General features: G+C 61.0%; 21 protein-coding genes and 1 riboswitch. Of the genes, 7 read left to right on the plus strand and 14 right to left on the minus strand.

The annotated features are described in order from the left end of the window. Positions 1 to 18: 18 nt before the first annotated feature. From fdhF to soxR, 7 genes are all read right to left on the minus strand, one after another. Positions 19 to 2,898 (minus strand): formate dehydrogenase subunit alpha, encoded by a 2,880-nt coding sequence (fdhF, locus tag AC25BC_RS19890; RefSeq protein ID WP_012759233.1) that lies wholly within the window; start codon positions 2,896 to 2,898, stop codon positions 19 to 21. Positions 2,899 to 2,955: 57 nt separating this feature from the next. Next, on the minus strand, positions 2,956 to 4,512 hold the full coding sequence (locus AC25BC_RS19895) for a formate dehydrogenase beta subunit (protein ID WP_012759234.1): 1,557 nt from the start codon (positions 4,510 to 4,512) through the stop codon (positions 2,956 to 2,958). Further along, positions 4,509 to 4,988, minus strand: a complete 480-nt coding sequence (locus AC25BC_RS19900; protein ID WP_012759235.1) for a formate dehydrogenase subunit gamma — start codon at positions 4,986 to 4,988, stop codon at positions 4,509 to 4,511. The genes AC25BC_RS19895 and AC25BC_RS19900 overlap by 4 nt, the downstream gene beginning before the upstream one ends. A 135-nt stretch (positions 4,989 to 5,123) precedes the next feature. Next, a complete protein-coding gene (locus AC25BC_RS19905; protein ID WP_003543441.1) occupies positions 5,124 to 6,017 on the minus strand; it encodes a LysR family transcriptional regulator in 894 nt (297 codons plus the stop codon). A gap of 191 nt (positions 6,018 to 6,208) precedes the next feature. Continuing rightward, positions 6,209 to 6,550, minus strand: a complete 342-nt coding sequence (locus AC25BC_RS19910; protein WP_012759236.1) for an ArsR/SmtB family transcription factor — start codon at positions 6,548 to 6,550, stop codon at positions 6,209 to 6,211. 103 nt (positions 6,551 to 6,653) lie between these two features. Beyond that, positions 6,654 to 7,424, minus strand: a complete 771-nt coding sequence (locus AC25BC_RS19915) for an SDR family NAD(P)-dependent oxidoreductase (RefSeq protein ID WP_041935698.1) — start codon at positions 7,422 to 7,424, stop codon at positions 6,654 to 6,656. 122 nt (positions 7,425 to 7,546) lie between these two features. Further along, positions 7,547 to 8,011, minus strand: coding sequence for a redox-sensitive transcriptional activator SoxR (soxR, locus tag AC25BC_RS19920; protein ID WP_012759238.1), 465 nt, complete (start codon positions 8,009 to 8,011; stop codon positions 7,547 to 7,549). An 83-nt stretch (positions 8,012 to 8,094) separates the two neighbouring features. Here soxR and AC25BC_RS19925 point away from each other — a divergent pair, with 83 nt between their 5' ends. The 7 genes from AC25BC_RS19925 to AC25BC_RS19955 all read left to right on the plus strand — a co-directional run bounded on the left by AC25BC_RS19925 (position 8,095) and on the right by AC25BC_RS19955 (position 14,702). Continuing rightward, positions 8,095 to 8,691: an NADPH-dependent FMN reductase gene (locus AC25BC_RS19925; RefSeq protein WP_012759239.1), complete on the plus strand. Its 597-nt coding sequence runs from the start codon at positions 8,095 to 8,097 to the stop codon at positions 8,689 to 8,691. A 244-nt stretch (positions 8,692 to 8,935) separates the two neighbouring features. Next, positions 8,936 to 9,049: riboswitch (TPP riboswitch) on the plus strand. After that, on the plus strand, positions 9,040 to 9,672 hold the full coding sequence (locus AC25BC_RS19930; RefSeq protein ID WP_012759240.1) for a YkoF family thiamine/hydroxymethylpyrimidine-binding protein: 633 nt from the start codon (positions 9,040 to 9,042) through the stop codon (positions 9,670 to 9,672). (Overlaps the previous riboswitch by 10 nt.) A gap of 88 nt (positions 9,673 to 9,760) precedes the next feature. Then, a complete protein-coding gene (locus AC25BC_RS19935; protein WP_026157492.1) occupies positions 9,761 to 10,567 on the plus strand; it encodes an ABC transporter permease in 807 nt (268 codons plus the stop codon). Beyond that, a complete protein-coding gene (locus tag AC25BC_RS19940; RefSeq protein ID WP_012759242.1) occupies positions 10,564 to 11,376 on the plus strand; it encodes an ABC transporter ATP-binding protein in 813 nt (270 codons plus the stop codon). Before AC25BC_RS19935 ends, AC25BC_RS19940 begins: the two co-directional genes overlap by 4 nt. A 67-nt stretch (positions 11,377 to 11,443) precedes the next feature. After that, a complete protein-coding gene (locus tag AC25BC_RS19945) occupies positions 11,444 to 12,454 on the plus strand; it encodes an ABC transporter substrate-binding protein (RefSeq protein ID WP_017995354.1) in 1,011 nt (336 codons plus the stop codon). A gap of 122 nt (positions 12,455 to 12,576) precedes the next feature. Then, on the plus strand, positions 12,577 to 13,797 hold the full coding sequence (locus AC25BC_RS19950) for an acyltransferase family protein (protein ID WP_128438290.1): 1,221 nt from the start codon (positions 12,577 to 12,579) through the stop codon (positions 13,795 to 13,797). Between the two features lie 167 nt (positions 13,798 to 13,964). Further along, on the plus strand, positions 13,965 to 14,702 hold the full coding sequence (locus AC25BC_RS19955) for a sugar transferase (RefSeq protein WP_012759245.1): 738 nt from the start codon (positions 13,965 to 13,967) through the stop codon (positions 14,700 to 14,702). A gap of 211 nt (positions 14,703 to 14,913) precedes the next feature. Here AC25BC_RS19955 and AC25BC_RS19960 read toward each other — a convergent pair whose 3' ends face one another. The 7 genes from AC25BC_RS19960 to AC25BC_RS19990 form a co-directional block, all read right to left on the minus strand. After that, positions 14,914 to 15,321: a F0F1 ATP synthase subunit epsilon gene (locus AC25BC_RS19960; protein WP_012759246.1), complete on the minus strand. Its 408-nt coding sequence runs from the start codon at positions 15,319 to 15,321 to the stop codon at positions 14,914 to 14,916. Then, complete coding sequence (locus AC25BC_RS19965) at positions 15,321 to 15,560, minus strand: hypothetical protein (protein ID WP_012759247.1); 240 nt, start codon at positions 15,558 to 15,560, stop codon at positions 15,321 to 15,323. The genes AC25BC_RS19960 and AC25BC_RS19965 overlap by 1 nt, the downstream gene beginning before the upstream one ends. Beyond that, positions 15,560 to 16,996: a F0F1 ATP synthase subunit beta gene (gene atpD / locus AC25BC_RS19970; protein ID WP_012759248.1), complete on the minus strand. Its 1,437-nt coding sequence runs from the start codon at positions 16,994 to 16,996 to the stop codon at positions 15,560 to 15,562. Before atpD ends, AC25BC_RS19965 begins: the two co-directional genes overlap by 1 nt. A gap of 23 nt (positions 16,997 to 17,019) precedes the next feature. Further along, on the minus strand, positions 17,020 to 17,904 hold the full coding sequence (locus AC25BC_RS19975; protein ID WP_017995356.1) for a F0F1 ATP synthase subunit gamma: 885 nt from the start codon (positions 17,902 to 17,904) through the stop codon (positions 17,020 to 17,022). Between the two features lie 28 nt (positions 17,905 to 17,932). Further along, complete coding sequence (gene atpA / locus AC25BC_RS19980; RefSeq protein ID WP_012759250.1) at positions 17,933 to 19,462, minus strand: F0F1 ATP synthase subunit alpha; 1,530 nt, start codon at positions 19,460 to 19,462, stop codon at positions 17,933 to 17,935. Further along, positions 19,462 to 20,028 carry a F0F1 ATP synthase subunit delta gene (locus AC25BC_RS19985; RefSeq protein ID WP_012759251.1) on the minus strand — a complete coding sequence of 189 codons (567 nt, stop codon included), beginning with the start codon at positions 20,026 to 20,028 and terminating at the stop codon, positions 19,462 to 19,464. Before AC25BC_RS19985 ends, atpA begins: the two co-directional genes overlap by 1 nt. A gap of 255 nt (positions 20,029 to 20,283) precedes the next feature. Then, complete coding sequence (locus AC25BC_RS19990) at positions 20,284 to 20,673, minus strand: AGROH133_08824 family phage infection protein (RefSeq protein WP_012759252.1); 390 nt, start codon at positions 20,671 to 20,673, stop codon at positions 20,284 to 20,286. Between the last annotated feature and the right edge of the window lie 39 nt (positions 20,674 to 20,712).

Genomic DNA, 20,712 nt, shown 5'->3' on the forward strand with positions numbered 1-20,712 from the left:
AGAGCCGCCCCCGCATCGTCACTCCGCTGCCTCGAGCTTGCCGGCGATGCGGCGCGATTGACGCGCCTGCTCGTCATATTCGAGTTGCCATTCGCTCGGCCCGTTGGAGGGCGAGACCTGCACCGCCGTCACCTTGTATTCCGGGCAGTTCGTCGCCCAGTCGGAGAAATCGGTGGTGATGACGTTCGCCTGCGTCGTGGGATGATGGAAGGTCGTGTAGACGACACCCGGCGCGACGCGATCGGTGATCAGCGCCCTGAGCGTCGTGTCGCCGGAGCGGCTGCCGAGCTTCACCCAGTCGCCGTCGCGAACGCCGCGCTGCTCGGCATCGTGCGAATGGATTTCCAGCCGGTCTTCCGCATGCCATACGACATTCTCGGTTCGCCGTGTCTGCGCCCCGACATTGTACTGGCTGAGGGTGCGGCCGGTTGTCAGCAGCAGCGGGAAGCGCGGACCGGTGCGCTCGTCGGTCGCCACATATTCGGTGCGGATGAACTTGCCCTTGCCGCGCACGAAGCCATTGACATGCATGATCGGCGAGCCGAGCGGGGTCTTCTCGTTGCAGGGCCACTGCACCGAGCCCATTTTGTCGAGATAGTCGTAGGAGACCATCGCGAAACTCGGCGTCGTCGCGGCGATCTCGTCCATGATCTCCGACGGATGGGTGTAATTCCAGTCGAGCCCCATCGCCTGGGCAAGCTTCTGCGTCACTTCCCAGTCGCCATAGCCGTTGCGCGGCGACATCACCTTGCGCACACGATTGATGCGGCGCTCGGCATTGGTGAAGGTGCCGTCCTTCTCGAGGAAGGTCGAGCCCGGTAGAAAGACATGGGCGTAATTGGCGGTCTCGTTGAGGAACAGATCCTGCACGACGACGCATTCCATCGCCGCAAGCCCGGCCGCGACATGTTTGGTATCGGGATCGGACTGGAGGATGTCTTCGCCCTGGATGTAGATGCCCTTGAACGAGCCGTCGACTGCTGCATCCAGCATGTTCGGAATACGCAGGCCCGGCTCGTTGTTGAGCTTCACGCCCCAGAGCTTTTCGAAGATATCGCGCGTCGCATCGTCGGAAATGTGCCGGTAGCCCGGCAATTCGTGCGGGAACGAGCCCATGTCGCAGGAGCCCTGCACATTGTTCTGGCCGCGCAGCGGGTTCACGCCGACGCCGGGACGGCCGATATTGCCGGTCGCCATCGCCAGGTTGGCGATCGCGATGACCGTGGTCGAGCCCTGGCTGTGTTCGGTGACGCCGAGGCCATAATAGATTGCGCCATTGCCGCCCTTGGCATAGAGCCTTGCCGCGTCGCGCAGATCCGCCGCCGGCACGCCGGTGAAGATCTCGGTCTCTTCGGGACTGTGCTGCGGTTCGGCGACGAAGGCGGCCCAGTCCTCGAACTCCGACCAGTCGCAGCGCTCGCGGATGAACGCCTCGTCAAAGAGCCCTTCGGTGACGATCACATGCGCCAGCGCCGTCATGACCGCGACATTGGTGCCGGGCTTCAGCGGCAGGTGATAGGAGGCCTCGATATGCGGCGAGCGGACGATATCGGTGCGGCGCGGATCGATGACGATGAGCTTGGCGCCCTGGCGCAGCCGCTTCTTCAGCCGCGAGCCGAACACCGGATGCCCATCGGTTGGATTGGCGCCGATGACGATGACGACGTCGGAATGCTCGACGCTGTCGAAATCCTGTGTGCCCGCCGACGTGCCGAAGGTCTGGCCGAGGCCGTAACCGGTCGGCGAATGGCAGACGCGGGCGCAGGTGTCGACATTGTTGTTGCCGAAGCCGGCGCGGATCAGCTTCTGCACCAGATACGTTTCCTCATTGGTGCAGCGCGACGAGGTGATGCCGCCAATTGCCTCGCGGCCGTATTGATACTGGATGCGGCGGAACTCCAGCGCCACATGCGCGAAGGCCTCGTCCCAGCTCACTTCCCGCCAGGGATCGCTGACCTTTTCGCGGATCATCGGATTGAGGATGCGGTCCTTGTGGGTGGAATAGCCGTAGGCGAAGCGTCCCTTGACGCAGGAATGGCCGCGATTGGCTTGGCCGTCCTTCCACGGCACCATGCGCACCAGTTCCTCGCCGCGCATCTCCGCCTTGAAGGAACAGCCGACGCCGCAGTAGGCGCAGGTCGTCACAGCCGAATGCTCCGGCTGGCCGATCTGAATCACCGATTTCTCCGTCAGCGTTGCCGTCGGGCAGGCCTGGACGCAGGCACCGCAGGAGACGCATTCGGAATCGATGAAATGCTCGTGCATGCCGGGCGAAACGCGCGAGCCGAAGCCGCGGCCCTCGATCGTCAGCGCGAAGGTGCCCTGCACTTCCTCGCAGGCGCGCACGCAGCGCGAACAGACGATGCATTTCGAGGGATCATAGGTGAAATAGGGATTGGACTCGTCCTTCGGCATCCATTTCAGATTGATGTCGCCATTGCTGCGCGCCTTGACGTGGTTGTCGCCCTCATAGCCGTAACGTACGTCGCGCAGGCCGACGGCGCCCGCCATGTCCTGCAATTCGCAATCACCGTTAGCCGCGCAGGTGAGACAGTCGAGCGGATGGTCGGAAATATAGAGTTCCATCACGCCGCGGCGGATATCCTTCAACCGCCCCGTCTGCGTGTGCACCACCATGTTTGCCGCCACCGGCGTCGTGCAGGAGGAGGGTGTTCCGTTGCGGCCCTCGATCTCGACGAGGCAGAGCCGGCAGGAGCCGAAAGCGTCGACCATATCGGTGGCGCAGAGCTTCGGCACCTTGATGCCGGCCTCCATCGAGGCGCGCATGATCGAGGTGCCCTCCGGCACGCTGATCTGCTGTCCGTCGATGGTGAGCTTCACCATGACCTCGGATTTCGAAGCAGGAGTGCCGTAGTCGATTTCATGGATGAGAGACATGATTGGCCTCCTTGCTTGAGATGGTGAGGTCAGCGCAGGCGTTCCATGAAAAACGCGTCATTCCGCCGCCTCCACCAGAGGTGCCGGCGAAAAATCCTCCGGGAAATGCGTCATGGCGCTCATCACAGGATAGGGCGTGAACCCACCCAGCGCACAGAGCGAGCCGAACTTCATTGTGTTGCAGAGATCGGCAAGCAGCGCCCGGTTCTTCTCCGGCTCGATACCGTGAGCGATCTTGTCGGCCGTCTCCACGCCGCGCGTCGAGCCGATGCGGCAGGGCGTGCACTTGCCGCAGCTTTCGACGGCGCAGAATTCCATCGCGAAACGCGCCTGCTTCAGCATATCGGCCGTGTCGTCGAAGACGACGATGCCGGCATGGCCGATCAGGCCGTCCTTGGCGGCGAAGGATTCGTAATCGAATGGCGTGTCGAACAGCGCCCGCGGGAAATAGGCGCCGAGCGGTCCGCCGACCTGCACGGCCTTGACCGGCCGTCCCGTCACTGTACCGCCACCAATCCTGTCGACGATATCTCCGAGCGAAAGACCGAAGGCCGTCTCAAAGAGGCCGCCATATCTGACATTGCCGGCAATCTGCAGTGGGATGGTGCCGCGTGAGCGGCCCATGCCGAAATCGCGATAAAAGGCCGCACCCTTTTCCATGATAACGGGCACCGAAGCCAGCGAGATCACATTGTTGATGACGGTCGGACAGTTAAACAACCCCTTATGCGCCGGCAGCGGCGGCTTGGCACGCACGATGCCGCGCTTGCCTTCGAGACTGTTGAGCAGCGCCGTCTCCTCGCCGCAGACATAGGCGCCGGCGCCGGCGCGCACCTCGATATCGAAGGTGTGGCCGGAGCCGAGCACCGATGGTCCGAGAATGCCGGCCTCGCGCGCGATGCCGACGGCCTCGGTCATGACAGCGATCGCATGCGGATATTCCGAACGCGTATAGACGAAACCCTTGGTCGCCCCGGTCGCGAGCCCTGATATCGCCATGCCCTCGATCAACACGAAGGGATCGCCCTCCATGATCATCCGGTCGGCAAAGGTGCCGCTGTCGCCCTCATCGGCATTACAAACGATATATTTGCGTTCGCCGGCGGCCTCGAGAACGGTCTTCCACTTGATGCCGGTGGGAAAGCCGGCACCGCCGCGTCCGCGCAAGCCGGAATCGGTGATTTCCTTGACGATATCGACTGGTGTCATCGAAACGGCGCGGCGAAGGCCGGCAAGACCGCCATGCGCCTCGTAATCGCCCAGCGAAAGCGGATCGGTGACGCCGCAGCGGGCGAAGGTCAGGCGGGTCTGTTCCTTGAGGAACGGGAGGTCTTCAACCTCCCCGAGACAGAGCCGATGCTCGCCTCCATCAATCATCCCGGCATCGAACAGATCAGGCACATCCTTCGCCTTCACCGACCCGTAGCCGATGCGCTTGCCGGCAACCTCGACCTCGACCAACGGCTCCAGCCAGAACATTCCGCGCGAGCCGTTGCGCACGATCTCGGCATCGAAGCCGCGGGCGGCGATCTCCTGGGCAATCGCCTTTGCCACCTTTTCGGCCCCGAGCGCCAGCGCTGCGGCATCGCGCGGAACATATATCCTGACCGTCATCGGCGTGCCTCCGCGACGAGTTCCGCCGCCGTCTGATCGTCGACCCGGCCATAAACCTCGCCGTCGAGCATCACCGCCGGCGCACAGGCGCAGAGCCCGAGACAGTAGACCGGCTCCAGCGTCACGCCGCCATCGAGCGTCGTCTGATGAAAATCGATGCCGAGCAGCGCCTTGACACGTTCGGCCAGCGCATCGCCGCCCATCGACTGACAGGCTTCAGCGCGACAGAGCTTCAGCACATGCCGGCCGGCGGGATGGTCGCGATAATCGTGATAGAAGGTCACCACGCCATGCACCTCGGCGCGGGAGAGGTTCAATTCCTCCGCAATAACAGGCATGGCCTCCTGCGGCACATAGCCGAATTCTTGCTGAACCTCGTGCAGAATGGGAAGCAGCGGCCCTTCGAGAAAGCGAAGATCGGCGATGATGGCTCGGGTGCGTGCTGCAATATCGCCTTCGGCGATATGAATGGTCATAAGGCAGCCCTCCCGGCGGCTTGCTCGTTGCGAAATAGCGGGCCTCCCCCAGCCGAGTGCTATTCCGTAACCACCATCTCAGGGAAGCAGCCGGCGATCAATAAAGCTATCTCGTTGCTTGATAGGTTTTTTCTATCAAAGTTCTTCATCTTGCACGAGCACTCTCGCTTCATGCAGCAAAGCCGAGACAAGCGGCGTGAAGGGCTCGCGATAAGGCGCAACAAGGCCGACCAGATGATGCGCCTCTGGCTCGACGATCGGGATCATGCGGATTTCCACTGGAAATCCGAAGGATTTTGCAACGTTGCGCGGCATGATGCTCGCCCAGCGTCCGGTCCTGACATGCGAGAACAGCACGATCATCGAGTTGGATTCGAGCGTCGGATGCGCTGTGGCGCCTGCTTCCGTCAAGTGGCGGTTGATGATGCGGCGGTTCTGCATGTCGGCAGTCAATAGACAAAGCCGAAGGTCGCCGATCTCCCGCCAGGTCACGTTGTCGCGATCAGATAGCGGGCTGCCGGCAGCCGTGATCAGATTATAGCGCTCGGCATAGAGGGGAACGGTCGTGACCCGGCCGAGCGGCTCGTTTTCGAGATAGGTGATGCCGGCATCGATTTCGAGGTTTTCAAGCATGCTCAGCACCTGCAGCGAATTCCGCGAGACGATCGAGAAGGTCACGCCGGGGTGCCGCTCCTGAAAGGGCGTGGTGATGCGCGACAGCATGGCAAGCGCGGTCGGAATGGCGGCGAGGCGAATGTGGCCGGAAAGGCCGCGGCGCGCGGCGCGCATCTCCTCGCGCATGGTGCGGGCATCGCCGACGATGCGCCGGGCCCATTCGAGCACACGCTGCCCCTCCGGCGTCAGCCCCTGGAACCGCGAGCCGCGCTGCACCAGCATGACGCCGAGCTGATCCTCGAGCTGCCGGATGGCGGCCGAAAGCGTAGGCTGCGAGATCCCGCACTCCTCCGCGGCGCGGCCAAAATGCTTTTCATTGGCAAGGGCGATGAAGAATTCCAGCTTGTCGATCATCCGGTCTCCCGATCCGGCATGACATCATCCGGGTCAGTTCATCTTTGACGCAGCAGCCGTGCTCTGCAAGGGCGATCTCTAGATCAGGATGATTTTAGGCCCGATCGGCCTAAAATCTGAATCCTGATCTAAATCAAAGAAATAGAGCATGATGTCGTCCGTAAACCGCGCACACTTTTCGGCATCATGCTCTAACTGTTTTCTGCAACCGGAAAAAGATCGAACAGCGATTCGAGGAAGGCAAGCACGCTGACATTGCCGATGCTGTAATAGACCAGCCTGCCCTGGCGGCGCGTATGGACCAGGCCTTCTAGCCTTAACCGCGCCAGCTGCTGCGAGACCATTGCCTGCTGGATGCCGAGGATATTTTCGATCTCACCCACCGTCCGCTCCTCGTTCGCCAATATGCAGAGGATCAGAAGTCGGGTCTGGTGCGCTAACGCTTTCAGCAGATCGCTCGCTTCGTGGGCTTTTCCAGCGAGTGTGTGCAATTCCTGGCCGGTCATCCCCGGCTCGGGTTTGGGCAACGGCATTCGGTATCTCGGAAGGTAGGCAATGAGGTAGATCAGCACAATAGCATATTCGCACAAGCGAATTGGTCAAAAGTGATGAAATGTCAAAAAAAGTCCAAACAAATCAGCAGATAAGCTGACCTCCATTGATCTCGATCACCTGTCCGGTGATGTAGCCCGAGAGCGAGGGAGCCGCCAGGAATAGGTAGGCCGGAGCACAATCCTCCGCCGTGCCGAGCCGCTGCAGGGGGATGGATTTTCTCGTCTGCTCCAGCTTTTCGCGCGAGGAATAGCGCTCATGGAAATCCGTCTCGATCGTGCCTGGCGACACGCAATTGACGCGGATTCCGTCCGGTGCAAGCTCACGGGCAAGCGCCTTGGAATAGGTCGCAACGAAGGCTTTCGAAGCCGAATAGATCGAGGAACCGGGGCTGCCGCCGGTCAGCGCCGAAATCGAAACCGTGTTGACGATGGCAGCGCCCTCGGCCGCCTTCAATGCCGGCAGCAGCGCCCGCGTCAGCGCCACCACCGATGTCTGGTTGAGCCGCACGACCGCCTCATATTCTGCGTCGGTGAGTGTGGCGGCGGGAAAACGACCAAGCATGGTGCCGGCATTGTTGACGAGCACATCGACCTTATCGAAGAAGGCGAGAGTATCCTCGGCAAATTGCGCTGCGCCACCGACTGCAGAGAAATCGGCATTAAGCAGCAGCGCCCGTCTTTCGGATTCAGCCGTCAGCAGGAAATCCGGCAGGTCGCGTCCCGGCTTGCGCCCGGTATGGACGATCACCTTCGCGCCGCAGTCCAGGAACTGCCGGGCCACTTCAAGGCCGATGCCGCGGCCGGCGCCGGTCACCACAACATTGCGATTTTCGAACAGTCTGGGATGGAACACGAAGCCGTCCTCCTCGCGGACAGTGCCGCCGGTTGTGTCATTCGCCCTTAACATATGAGCGCGCCGACCGAAAGGAAGGCGCGCATCGATCTTTCCGGAAAGACGTACCTTCCGGCGGAAGACTAGTTTTCGGCCTCCAGAAGTCGCGCGCCCGGCCCTTCCTTGCCGAGCCGGTCACAGGGATTGCGCAACGGACAGCTTTCGATCGACAGGCAGCCGCAGCCGATGCAGCCGGTCAGACGGTCGCGCAGCAGGCTAAGCCGCCTGATTCGCGCGTCGAGATCATCCTTCCACAGCGCCGACAGCGTCTGCCAGTCGGCCACGGTCGGCGTGCGTCCCTGCGGCAGGGACTCGAACGCCGCCTGGATTTCCAAAAGCGGAATGCCGACACGCTGCGCCACCTTGATGATGCCGAGCCGGCGAAGCACATCGCGCCCATAGCGCCGCTGATTGCCGCGGGAGCGGATGCTCGAGATCAGCCCCTTGGTCTCGTAAAAATGCAGCGCCGAGACGGCCAGGCCGCTGCGCGCCGCCACTTCGCCGACCGTCAGGAGCTTGCCGAGCGGCGCTGCCGGAATTGTATCCATCGCCTCTTGACCTCAAGATTAGTTGAGGTTTTATAACCCTTGCTCCTGCAATCGTAAAGTCCAATCGCAACAAGGAGCGACGCATGCAAACACCAACCAGGCTGGCTGTCATCTACGGAAGCACGAGAGAGGGCCGCATCTGCGACCGGGTGGTCAAATGGCTGACGCAGGAGCTCCTCCGCTTCCCGCAGTTTGATATCGACATCATCGACCCGCTCGACTTCGCGCTGCCGGCCAACCGCGATGTGACGCACCTAGAAGTCGACAGGCTCGCCGGACGGCTTGGCATGGCCGACGCCTTCATCATCGTCACGCCGGAATATAATCACAGCTTCACCGCCCCGTTGAAATCGATCATCGATTTCTTCTTCGAGCCCTGGCAGGGCAAGCCGGTCGCCTTCGTTTCCTATGGCGGCATATCCGGCGGCCTGCGCGCCGTCGAACAGCTGCGGCTGGTCTTCGCCGAACTGCACGCCGTCACCATCCGTGATTCGGTCAGCTTTGCCGCACCTTGGAACCGCTTCGATCCAGACGGACGACTCGATAATCCCGCCGATGGAATGCGTTTGCTCGATCGGATGATGGCGAGGCTGGAATGGTGGACGCAGGCGCTCGTCACCGCCCGCAGCAATCGTCCCTATGCCGACATAGAGCGCCGCGCGTCTTTTCAGACACGCTAAGGACGCTCTATCACTTTGAATCTGCTCATAATCCTTTCCGAAAATCGATTCCGATTTTCGGGGTTATGCGCTAGCCGCCTGAGCCAGAAAGCTCCGGTTCCGTTCCCGGCAGGTACGGAACCATTGGGAACACCCGGGCAGATCCTCCGCCCGGGTGTTTTCCGTCACATCCGGTTCATTCCGACCGCACGGACGGGTTCGCAATTTTGCGGTTGCGGGGAGAAAACCCCGGTGATAGTTTCCGCGCAAATAACAGGGGGGCTCCGTATTGCCGGGGCTGAGATGTGAGGCGCAAGCCTCTGGACCCTTCAAAGCTGATCTGGGTAATGCCAGCGGAGCGAGGTTCAGATGTTCTCAGGCGCACAAGTGTCACTCTATCCGATGTCCGACAATTTCGTCGGCATCATTCTCGATGCCGTCACGGCGCTCGATCCCTATCGCGACCGGCTGCGCATCGAGACCGATGACATTTCCACACTGCTGGTCGGCCCGCCTGACATTCTCTTCGCCGCCATGCACGACCTTTTCGTCGCTGCCGCAAAGACCGGCGAGCATTGCGTGCTGTCCGCTGCGATTTCACGCGGCTGCCCCGGCGAGCCCGACGACGCCATCTGCGGCGTCAACCCCTCCCTCGGCCAGGCGGAGCCGCTTGCCGAGCGTATAACAGCCGCACTTGCCGCGGTTGAAACCACCGCCGAGACCGGACAGCCGACCGCTGCGCAATTCTCGCTCTACGTCATGGGAACCGGTACCCATATGGACGAGATCTACGGCTGCATCGACTTCCTGAAGCGCTCCGGCACCTTCGACCGTGCCAAGAATTTCTGCACCAGGCTCTCTGGCGACGCCGGCGCGGTCTTCTCCACCATTCGTGAGGCCTTCCTTCGCTTCGGCGACCCCGAGGGACATGTGACGCTCGACATCACAGTGTCCGCCAATACAGCGCCGCGCGTCTTTTCAGACGCGCCAAGGACGCTGTAACACTTTAAATTGCTGCATATTTTATCCTTAAATCGATTCCGAATTCAGGAATTATGCAGTGCCCGACGAAAGCCTGAAACGAACGCTGATGACACTGCCACAACCATCGGATTCGCGCCTTGCCGCGCTCCGCGCCGCTCTCTACCGGGGCATACCCGCCTTGCTCGCCGGCTGCGTTTTTTTGGCGGCATGGGAACTCTATGTCGATCTCTCCGGCATCAAACCGTCCATCCTGCCGGCGCCTTCGCGCATCGTCATGCAGGGCTGGCTGAACCGCGAGGGACTGATTGCCAATACCTGGCCGACGCTCGGCGCGACACTCGGTGGTTTCGCCCTGTCGCTGGCCTTCGCCTTCGCCGCCTCGATCCTCATGGATTTCGTGCCCTTCATGCGCCGGGCATTGCTGCCGGTCTTCATCGCCAGCCAGACCCTGCCGCTGGTGGCGATCGCCCCCCTCGTCGTCCTTTGGTTCGGCTTCGGCCTGTTGCCGAAGATCCTGCTGGTGGCGCTCGTCACCTTCTTCCCGCTGCTCGTCGCCTTGCTGCAGGGCTATGAATCGACTGACCGCGACATCGCCGAATTGCTGTATTCGATGAAGGCGAGCCGCTGGCGCATTTTCCGTCTGGCACGGCTTCCCTCCTCGCTGCCCTATTTCTTCGCCGGCCTGCGGATCTCGATCACCTATGCCGTCGTCGGCGCGATCTTTGCCGAATATGCCGGTGCCGCCCGCGGCCTCGGCATCTATATCCTCAACGCCAAGAACAACTTCCGTCCCGATCTCGTGCTCGCCGCCGTCATCGTCAGCGCCGTGCTGACACTCTGCCTCTTCGGGTTGACGCTGATGATCCAGCGCCTCGTTATGCCCTGGCAGCCATCCGGGGAGCAGCGCCGATGAGCGATGCAATGGTTGAACTCAGCAACATCTCGAAGTCCTTCGATGGCATGAAGGTGCTGGACGACATTTCACTCGCTGTCGCAAGCGGCGAGTTCGTTTCGATCGTTGGCCCATCCGGCTCCGGAAAATCGACGGTGCTGCGACTGCTGACCCAGGCGCTTCGGCCCGATTCCGGCACCATGCTTTTCAAAGGCGCGCCGCTGGAACAGGCGCCGCATTCCTTCGCCTTCATGCCGCAACGCGATGCGCTGATGCCCTGGCGCCGGATCATCGACAATGCAGCACTCGGTCTCGAAGTGAAAGGCATGAGCCGTCGCGCGGCCCGCGCCGCTGTCGCGCCGCTGTTCGAGCGCTTCGGCCTTGCAGGCTTCGAGCAACACTATCCCTCCGCGCTGTCAGGCGGCATGCGCCAGCGCGCCGCGCTGCTGCGCACCGTCGTCCAGACCCAGGACATGCTGCTGCTCGACGAGCCTTTCGGCGCCCTCGACGCGCTGACGCGTACGCAGATCCAGGAATGGCTGCAGGGCATGTGGACCGAGCACCGCTGGACGGCGCTGCTGATCACCCATGATGTTCGCGAGGCCGTGTTCCTCTCCGACCGGATCTACGTGCTTTCGGCCCGTCCAGCGCGTATCATCCGTGAATTCCGCGTTCCCCTGCCCCGTCCGAGAAGCATCGCCGATCTCGGCTCGCCGGCGGCCCAGGCGATCGAAACCGAAATCCTGCAAACCCTGCTTCATCCGCTAGAACAGGATGATTTTAGGTCGGTCGGCCTAAAATCTGAATCCTGTTCTAATTTAAAGAGTTAGAGCATGATGTCGTCCGAAAACGCTCACACTTTTCGGCATCATGCTCTAGAGACCTGAGGAGGTCACCATGCTGCTTCTCACCCGTCGCCAGACGATCTTCGCCGCCATCGCGGCAAGCGTCGCCGGCCGCACTGCCTTTGCCCAATCGGCGCCCGCAAAGGTTCGCATCGCGCTCGACTGGACGCCCAACACCAACCATATCGGCATCTATGTCGCCAAGGCGAAGGGCTTCTATGCCGATGCCGGGCTCGATGTCGAGATTCTTCCCTTCACCGATACCAGCGCCGGAACGCTGGTGTCGAACGGCGTTGCCGATTTCGGCATCAGCAGCGAGATCGAGACGCTGACGCAGCGCGCTGGCGGCGGTGACGTGAAGATGGTCTACGGCGTCGTCCAGACGGAAACCGCACGCCTGATCTTCAAGGGCGGACGCGACGACATCAAGAGCCCGAAAGACCTCGACGGCAAGACCTATGGCGGCTTTGGTGGCACCTGGGAGAGCGCGCTGATCTCCGCGATGATCCGCAATGACGGCGGCAAAGGCGACGTCAAGACCGTCACCCTCGGCACCTCCGCTTACGAGGCGCTGGACAATGGCTCGATCGATTTCACGCTGGAGATCTACACCTGGGAAGGCATCGCTGCCGAACTGGAAAACCGGAAGATCGGCCGCTTCCACTATTCCGATTATGGCATTCCCGACGAGCAGACGACGGTCATCGTCTCCAGCGACGCCTATCTCTCCGCAAGTCGGGACCACGCCCGCGCCTTCATCCAGGCGACACGAAAGGGTTATGCCTACTCCGTCGACCATCCCGACGAAGCCTGCGACCTGTTGATCTCTGGAAGCAACGGCGCACTGATGAATACGGAACTGGTAAAGGCTTCTCAGAAGGCATTGATCGAGGGCCACTTCCTGAAATCCGAGGCCGGTGTGATCGGTAAGCTCGACCCGGCAAAGGCCGAGGCCCTGGGTGGCTTCCTGATCGAGAATGATATTCTGGTCGATGCGAATGGCGCCGCACTCAAGGAGAAGCCGGACTTCTCCACCTATTATACCAACGAACTTCTCGACTGAGCCCAACGCCTGCCTTGCCCGTCGTGACTTTCCGCTGCAAAGTCCGAGACCCCGGAGCATGATGTCGTCCGAAAACCGCTCACACTTTTCGGCATCATGCTCTGGGCAGGGCGGGGGATAAGATGCGACAACAGGAGAGACTGGCCGGAGCGGACTTTCTGCGCGCGACGGCCTGTCTGCTGGTGCTCGCCCACCACTTCGCGCTGCGGCTGGATATGCGCAGAATCCCCGAGGAACTCGGACCGGCCGCAAATATCCTCCGCTTCGGCAATTTCGGCGTCGCCATCTTCTTCGTGCTCAGCGGCTTTCTTCTTGCCCATCCCTTCTGGCGCGCGCTCGACGCGGCCAGCGACATGCCGAGCCTGCGGCATTACACGATACGCAGGATGGCGCGCATCACTCCGGGCTTCTGGTTCGCCGCCACCGTCGGCTTCGCCCTCAGCCTGACGCTGCTGGCTCTGCCGCTGACGCCTGAGCTTGTGCTCCGCTACGTCTCCGGGCTGCTGTTCATGAGCCAATGGCATTGGCGCACCTTGTTTCCTGTCGAAGCCGACGGGCCGCTCTGGTCCATTCCCTTCGAGGTCACCAGCTATGTGCTCCTGCCGGTCTGCTTTCTCGTGCTGTTTCGTTTGCCTTTCCTGAGGCAGCGCCCGTTGCTTGCCCGCTTCGCCTGGCTTTGCGTCATCACCGGCGTACTCCTCGCCCATGTGCTGATCCTGACCTTCCTTCCGCTCGACGACATCGGACGCGGCTGGCAGTATGGCCTGCAGGGCGGGGCGAAGGAGTGGATGCCGAGATATAACCCGATCGGCTTCTTCGCCGTCTTCGCGCTCGGCGCGCTTGCCGCCGGCGTCGAGGTCATGCTGCCAAGAAGGCGCTCCTCCTGGTTCGATGCCGCAGCGCTCCTCGCCCTCGCCATTGCCGCCTACCGCCTCGTCATATCGCCCGGCGGCTCCGCCGAAGCCTACGGCTGGCTCGAAATCCCCTACGGTTTTCCGGTCTTTCCACTGGCAGTCGCAACGGCGCTCGTCTCGCTCAGCCATTCACAACGCCTAGGCGTGCTGCTTGACAACGCTCCTGTCCGCTACATCGCAAGGATCTCCTTCGGCATCTATATCTGGCAGGAGATCATCCTGATATTGATCCAGAGGCTCGACCCGGGTTCGTTCGGCGTTTCCTCGGAAAATGTCGTCACTGGCTGGCTGCAGTCATGCGGATTGGCGGCAGCGCTCATCCTTCTGGTCGCAACCCTCAGCTACGCGCTGCTGGAAAAGCCGGCGATCCATTTCGGAAGCCGGCTGACATCTCGTCAACCCAATCGGGCTACTCCTTTCAAAGTATAAATTTCCCGTAAACGCAACTACAGGCGTTAAGGTTAACGCGGAATACTCCCATTTTTGGCGTCTTTAGGGTTATCAAATTCTTATTTATCCCGATGACAAACGATACGTGACCATGTATTTGTCTCCCTGCTGTTCAGTATCGCATCTAAACTTGTGGACCTTGCGTAATGAATGCTTTTACTTCGAAGACGAATCCACGCTTCGATCCGTCTCAGCGTCAGGACAAAACCAAGACCCTGGTTATAGCGAACTCCAACATTCGCCAGCCGGATAGCTTTTCCCTTATCGAAAGAAAGATGGCTGTGCGGCTGGGCGTGAAGCGGTTGATCGACATCGTCGCCTCAGTCAGCGCCCTCATCGTGCTGGCGCCGCTTTTTCTGGTAATCGCTCTTTTCATCAAACTCGACGATGGCGGTCCGGTGTTTTTCCGCCAGATCCGCTGGGGGCTGAACGGCCGGAAGATCATGGTCTTCAAGTTCCGGTCGATGCGTGCGGAAGCTTGCGATCCGAGCGGCATTCAACAGACCGTCAAGGGCGACAGCCGGGTGACAGGCATCGGCTCGGTGCTCCGCAAGACCAATATCGACGAGCTGCCGCAGCTTTTCAACGTTCTCAGGGGTGAGATGTCGTTGGTCGGCCCGCGCTGCCACGCCATCAATATGCGGGCAGCCGGTCGGCTCTACGAGGAACTGGTGCCGGACTACCACCACCGCCACATCATGCGCCCCGGCATCACCGGCCTTGCGCAGACGCGCGGCTGGCGCGGCCCGACGGCGCGGCCCCTGGCAGCCCGCGCTCGCATCGCCTGCGATATCTATTATGTCAGGAATTTCAGCCTGCTACTCGACCTGAAGATCCTGTTCAAGACGGTCGTCATCGAGCTGCGCGGTGGAACCGGCTTCTGAGACGAAGCCGGCATCACTACCAGAGGTAGGCCGCCCTGCAGCGTCACGCGTCTTATCAGACGCGCAAAGGTCGCATTAGCCCTTTGAATTGTTGCGGCCGCCGCTTAATTTCAACTCGGCCGATAGTGCTGTTTTCCATACATCGACAGATAAAGGCAGAAACAAAAAAGCGGCCATCGCGGCCGCGTTTCATGGATCTTACCGATTGTAATCAATCCTGTTGAACGACGCCGCGCAGGTGCGTCAGTTCCATGATGAAGTGCTCGAGCTTCGACTTGTGCTCGTGCAACTCGGCATGTTCGAGTTCCTTGCGGGCGGCCTCGATGCGGCGCGTCAGTTCGTCCTTGTGGAGTTCCTCGACCGGAACCGCGGATTCGGCCAGCAATGTGCAGCCGGTCGGCAGGATATCGGCAAAACCGCCGAACACGACGTAGTCCTGCTTCTTGCCGGAGGCCGAACGCACGCTCACGACACCCGGTTTGATCGTCGTCATCGTCGGCGCATGGTTTGCCATGACCGTCATCTCGCCTTCAGTCGCGGGGATGACGACCTCGGTCACCATCTCCGACAGCAGCAGACGCTCCGGCGAAACGAGCTCAAAGTTGAAATTGTCAGCCATCAGTGACTTACCTTCTCGGCTATGGCGTTCGCATCTTGCAATTTAGTCCCGCAGAACGGGCAGTGCATTATCGCTTGGTCGAGATAACCGAGGCCTTCCTCGCTCTGGACCAGCCCCACCACCATCATCAGCACGCCATTATCGGCGCGATAGACGGTCGGCGCTGCCGGTTCCGGAAGATCCGCCACGACCCCTTTCAGGGAGTCGCAGCAGAATATCTCGTCTAGCGCATCGCTCATTAAGCAGCTGCGAGCTTCTTGGCCTTTTCGACCGCTTCTTCCATCGAGCCGACCATGTAGAAGGCAGCTTCCGGCAGGTGATCATATTCGCCGTTGACGAGGCCCTTGAAGCCCTTGATCGTGTCTTCGAGAGCAACCAGCTTGCCCGGCGAACCGGTGAAGACTTCGGCGACGAAGAACGGCTGCGACAGGAAACGCTCGATCTTGCGGGCGCGGGCGACAGCAATCTTGTCCTCTTCGGACAATTCGTCCATGCCAAGGATCGCGATGATGTCCTGCAGGGCCTTGTAACGCTGCAGCGTCGACTGGACCTTACGGGCGACGTCGTAATGTTCTTCGCCGACGACCATCGGGTCGAGCATGCGCGACGTGGAGTCGAGCGGATCGACCGCCGGGTAGATGCCCTTTTCAGCGATCGAGCGCGACAGAACCGTCGTTGCGTCAAGGTGAGCAAACGAGGTTGCCGGCGCCGGGTCGGTCAAGTCGTCGGCCGGAACGTAAATGGCCTGAACCGAGGTGATCGAGCCGGTCGTCGTCGTGGTGATGCGCTCCTGCATCTGGCCCATGTCGGTTGCCAGCGTCGGCTGATAACCGACGGCCGACGGGATACGGCCGAGCAGAGCCGACACTTCGGAACCTGCCTGCGTGAAGCGGAAGATGTTGTCGACGAAGAACAGAACGTCCTGGCCCTGGTCGCGGAAGTGTTCGGCAACCGTCAGGCCGGTCAGGGCGACGCGGGCGCGGGCGCCTGGCGGCTCGTTCATCTGACCGTAAACCAGCGCGGCCTTCGAGCCTTCGCCGCCGCCATGCTTGTTGACGTTCGATTCGATCATTTCGTGGTAGAGGTCGTTGCCTTCGCGGGTGCGTTCACCGACGCCTGCGAAAACCGAATAACCACCATGCGCCTTGGCGACGTTGTTGATCAATTCCATGATCAGAACGGTCTTGCCGACGCCGGCGCCGCCGAAGAGGCCGATCTTGCCGCCGCGTGCATAGGGAGCCAGAAGATCGACGACCTTGATGCCGGTCACCAGAATCTGCGATTCCGTCGACTGTTCGACATAGGACGGCGCCTCCTGGTGGATGGAGCGCTTGTGAGCGGTAACCAGCGGACCGGCTTCGTCGACCGGCTCACCGATGACGTTCATGATGCGGCCGAGCGTCTCGTTGCCGACCGGGACCATGATCGGAGCGCCGGTATCGGCGACTTCCTGACCGCGGACGAGACCTTCGCTCGAGTCCATCGCGATGGTACGGACGACGTTTTCGCCAAGGTGCTGCGCAACTTCGAGAACCAGGCGGTTGCCGTTGTTGCTGGTTTCCAGCGCGTTCAGGATCTTCGGCAGTTCGCCTTCGAAAGCAACGTCGACGACGGCGCCGATAACCTGGGTGACTCTGCCGACAGAGCCGATCTTGGGGGTAGCTGCCTCAGCCATTTTCTGACCCTCTTTTCCTAGCCTCAGAGCGCTTCCGCGCCCGAAATGATTTCAATGAGTTCCTTGGTGATCTGCGCCTGACGCTGGCGGTTGTAGCTCAGCGTCAGCTTGTTGATCATCTCACCGGCATTACGCGTCGCATTGTCCATAGCGCTCATCTTGGCGCCCATCTCGCCTGCGACGTTCTCAAGGAGCGCGCGGAAGATCTGGACCGAGATGTTGCGCGGGATCAGATCTTCGAGGATCGATGCCGGATCCGGCTCGTATTCGTAGACGGCGCCTGCATGTGCGGCATCTTCGGCCTGCACAGCTCCCGTTGAAGCCGGGATGAGCTGCTGCGCCGTCGGAATCTGACTGATCACCGACTTGAACTCGGAATAGAACAGCGTGCAGACGTCGAACTCGCCGGCAGCATACATCTCGATGATACGCTTGCCGATCTGATCCGCATTCTCGAAGCCGACCCGCTTGACGTCGCGCAATTCCTTGCGCTCGATGATCAGAGAGGCGAATTCGCGGCGAAGGATATCGTGACCCTTCTTGCCGACGGTGAAGATCTTCACCGTCTTGCCTTCGGCAAGCAGCTTGCGGACCTGTTCGCGTGCAAAGCGTGCGATCTGCGAGTTGAAACCGCCGCAAAGACCGCGTTCGGCCGTGCAGACCACCAGCAGATGGACCTTGTCCTGGCCAGTGCCGGTCATCAGCGTCGGTGCGCCGTCGGCATCGGTGACGGCCTTGGCGATGTTCGCCAAAACCACACCCATGCGCTGCGAATAAGGCCGGGCGGCCTCGGCCGCCTCCTGCGCACGCCGAAGCTTCGCCGCGGCGACCATTTTCATCGCCTTGGTGATCTTCTGCGTCGCCTTGACGGAGGCGATCCGGTTTTTCAGATCCTTAAGTGAAGGCATCCGTGATCCGTCCTAACTTAGGGCCTGATTACGAGAAAGACTTTGCGAAGCTATCCAGAGCAGCATTGAGCTTGCCCTTGGTATCGTCGCTGATTGCCTTTTCCGTGCGGATCGCGTCGAGGATGGCGGAGCCTTCCGAACGCAGATATGAGAGGAAGCCCTGCTCGAACTTGCCGACCGAAGCGACCGGCAGCTTATCGAGATAGCCGTTGACGCCAGCAAAGATCACGGCGACCTGCTCTTCCGTCTTCAGCGGCGAGAACTGCGGCTGCTTCAGGAGTTCGGTCAGGCGTGCACCGCGGTTCAGCAGGCGCTGCGTCGCAGCGTCGAGGTCCGAACCGAACTGGGCGAAGGCGGCCATTTCGCGATACTGGGCGAGTTCGCCCTTGATCGAGCCGGCAACCTGCTTCATCGCCTTGATCTGCGCCGACGAACCGACGCGGGAAACCGACAGACCGACGTTCACAGCCGGGCGGATACCCTGGTAGAACAGGTCGGTTTCAAGGAAGATCTGGCCGTCGGTGATCGAGATCACGTTGGTCGGAATGAAGGCCGACACGTCGTTGCCCTGCGTTTCGATGACCGGCAGAGCGGTGAGCGAACCGGCGCCCTTGTCGTCGTTCATCTTCGCAGCGCGCTCGAGCAGGCGCGAGTGCAGATAGAAAACGTCGCCCGGATAGGCTTCGCGGCCCGGCGGGCGGCGCAGCAGCAGCGACATCTGGCGGTAGGACACGGCCTGCTTGGACAGGTCGTCGTAGCCGATCAGCGCATGCATGCCGTTGTCACGGAAATATTCGCCCATGGCGCAGCCGGCAAACGGCGCCAGAAACTGCATCGGCGCCGGATCGGAAGCGGTGGCGGCAACGATGATCGAATACTTCAGTGCGCCGCGCTCTTCGAGCACCTTGACGAACTGGGCGACGGTCGAACGCTTCTGGCCGACGGCGACGTAGACGCAGTAAAGCTTTTCGCCTTCCGGACCGTTGTCGTGAATGGCCTTCTGGTTGAGGAAGGCATCGAGAAGGATCGCAGTCTTGCCGGTCTGGCGGTCGCCGATGACCAGCTCGCGCTGGCCGCGGCCGACCGGGATCAGCGCGTCGATGGCCTTGAGGCCGGTCGACATCGGCTCATGAACCGACTTGCGCGGAATGATGCCGGGAGCCTTGACGTCGACGCGCGAACGGCGCGTCGCGTTGATCGGGCCCTTGCCGTCGATCGGATTGCCGAGCGCGTCGACGACGCGGCCGAGCAGTTCCGGACCAACTGGAACGTCAACGATGGCGCCGGTCCGCTTGACGGTGTCGCCTTCCTTGATGTCACGGTCGGAGCCGAAGATGACGACGCCGACATTGTCGGATTCGAGGTTCAGGGCCATGCCGCGGATGCCGCCCGGGAACTCGACCATTTCACCGGCCTGGACATTGTCCAGACCGTAGACACGAGCGATACCGTCACCGACGGAGAGAACCTGGCCGACTTCCGAGACTTCTGCCTCTTTGCCGAAATTTTTAATCTGGTCTTTGAGAATTGCGGAAATTTCCGCGGCGCGGATATCCATCAGCCAACCTCTTTCAATGCGAGCTTAAGGGTAGAGAGTTTGGTACGAAGAGACGTATCAATCTGACGGGACCCGACCTTCACGATCAGGCCACCAAGAATTGACGGATCAACCGTGACGGCAATCGTCACGTCTTTGCCGGTAACGCTCTTGAGTGCCACCTTCAATTCGGTTTCCTGCGCTTGCGAAAGCGCATGCGCCGAGGTGACCTCGGCGGAGATTTCACCGCGATGGTTCGCGGCGATGATGCGGAAGGCCTTGATCATGCCCGGCAGGGCGAACAGGCGGCGGTTGCGCGCCACGACCTTCAGAAAATTGGCGAAGAAACCGCTGATACCGGCCTTCTCGCTGATGGCGACGATCGCCTTCAGCTGGTCTTCAGCGGAAAAAACCGGGCTTGCGACGAAGCGCTTCAGATCGGCGCTCTCATCCAGCATAGCCTGGAAATGATCAAGATCGGCGGTGACGCTGTCGACGGCGCCCTGCTCGAGCGCCAGTTCGAAAAGCGACGAGGCATAGCGTTCGGCAACACCAGAAGTAAGCTGGGACGTGTCTGCCACTGGCACAAATTTCCCTGATTTCAACCCAAAATCCGGCTCTCGGCGGGCGCCGAACCTATGATCTTGAATTCGTTTTGATTTCCCCCAGAAATCACAAGAGAAGCCTCTTGCTTCTTCCGAAATTCGGGGTCCGTCTAACATAGGATGTTCGGACTCGCAACACGCGTAATGCCCGAATACGCCTTTCGCATGAATTTCTGTCTGCAAAATCGCGCAATGGCCTGAAAGCAGGCCGAAGAAGCCGTCTGCCGGCAGTAAGAGTCACGTCTGGGTGAAGCCGAAAACGTAGAGCAGCGGTAGCGCGGCCAAAGCGATCTGCACAACCAGGAGTAAATAGTTGACGAGATTACTCCCCTTATCGGACAGAATCGAGATGACACGGGCGAAGGCCGCCATCGCGAAGGAGGCGCCGAGCGCCATGTAGATCCAGTCCTGGGCGAGCATGATCGCCGACAGCCCGAAACCGAGATAGAAACCGCCCATCGAGCGTCCCTCGCCGAAGCCTTCCGGCCGCCCCTCCTGCGCCTGCAGACCGAGAAGACGGAAAGTATGGCCCGGCGCGAACATCATGATGAAGCCGGCAAGCGCCGTGAAAGCCGCGGAGCAAAAGGCAAGCTGCTCGCCAAGCTCGGTCGGAAAGTAAAACTCCATGCATCAGCCCCAAATCACCCGGATGAATCAGTGTTTTAT

This window comes from Rhizobium sp. WSM409, from assembly GCF_057653825.1.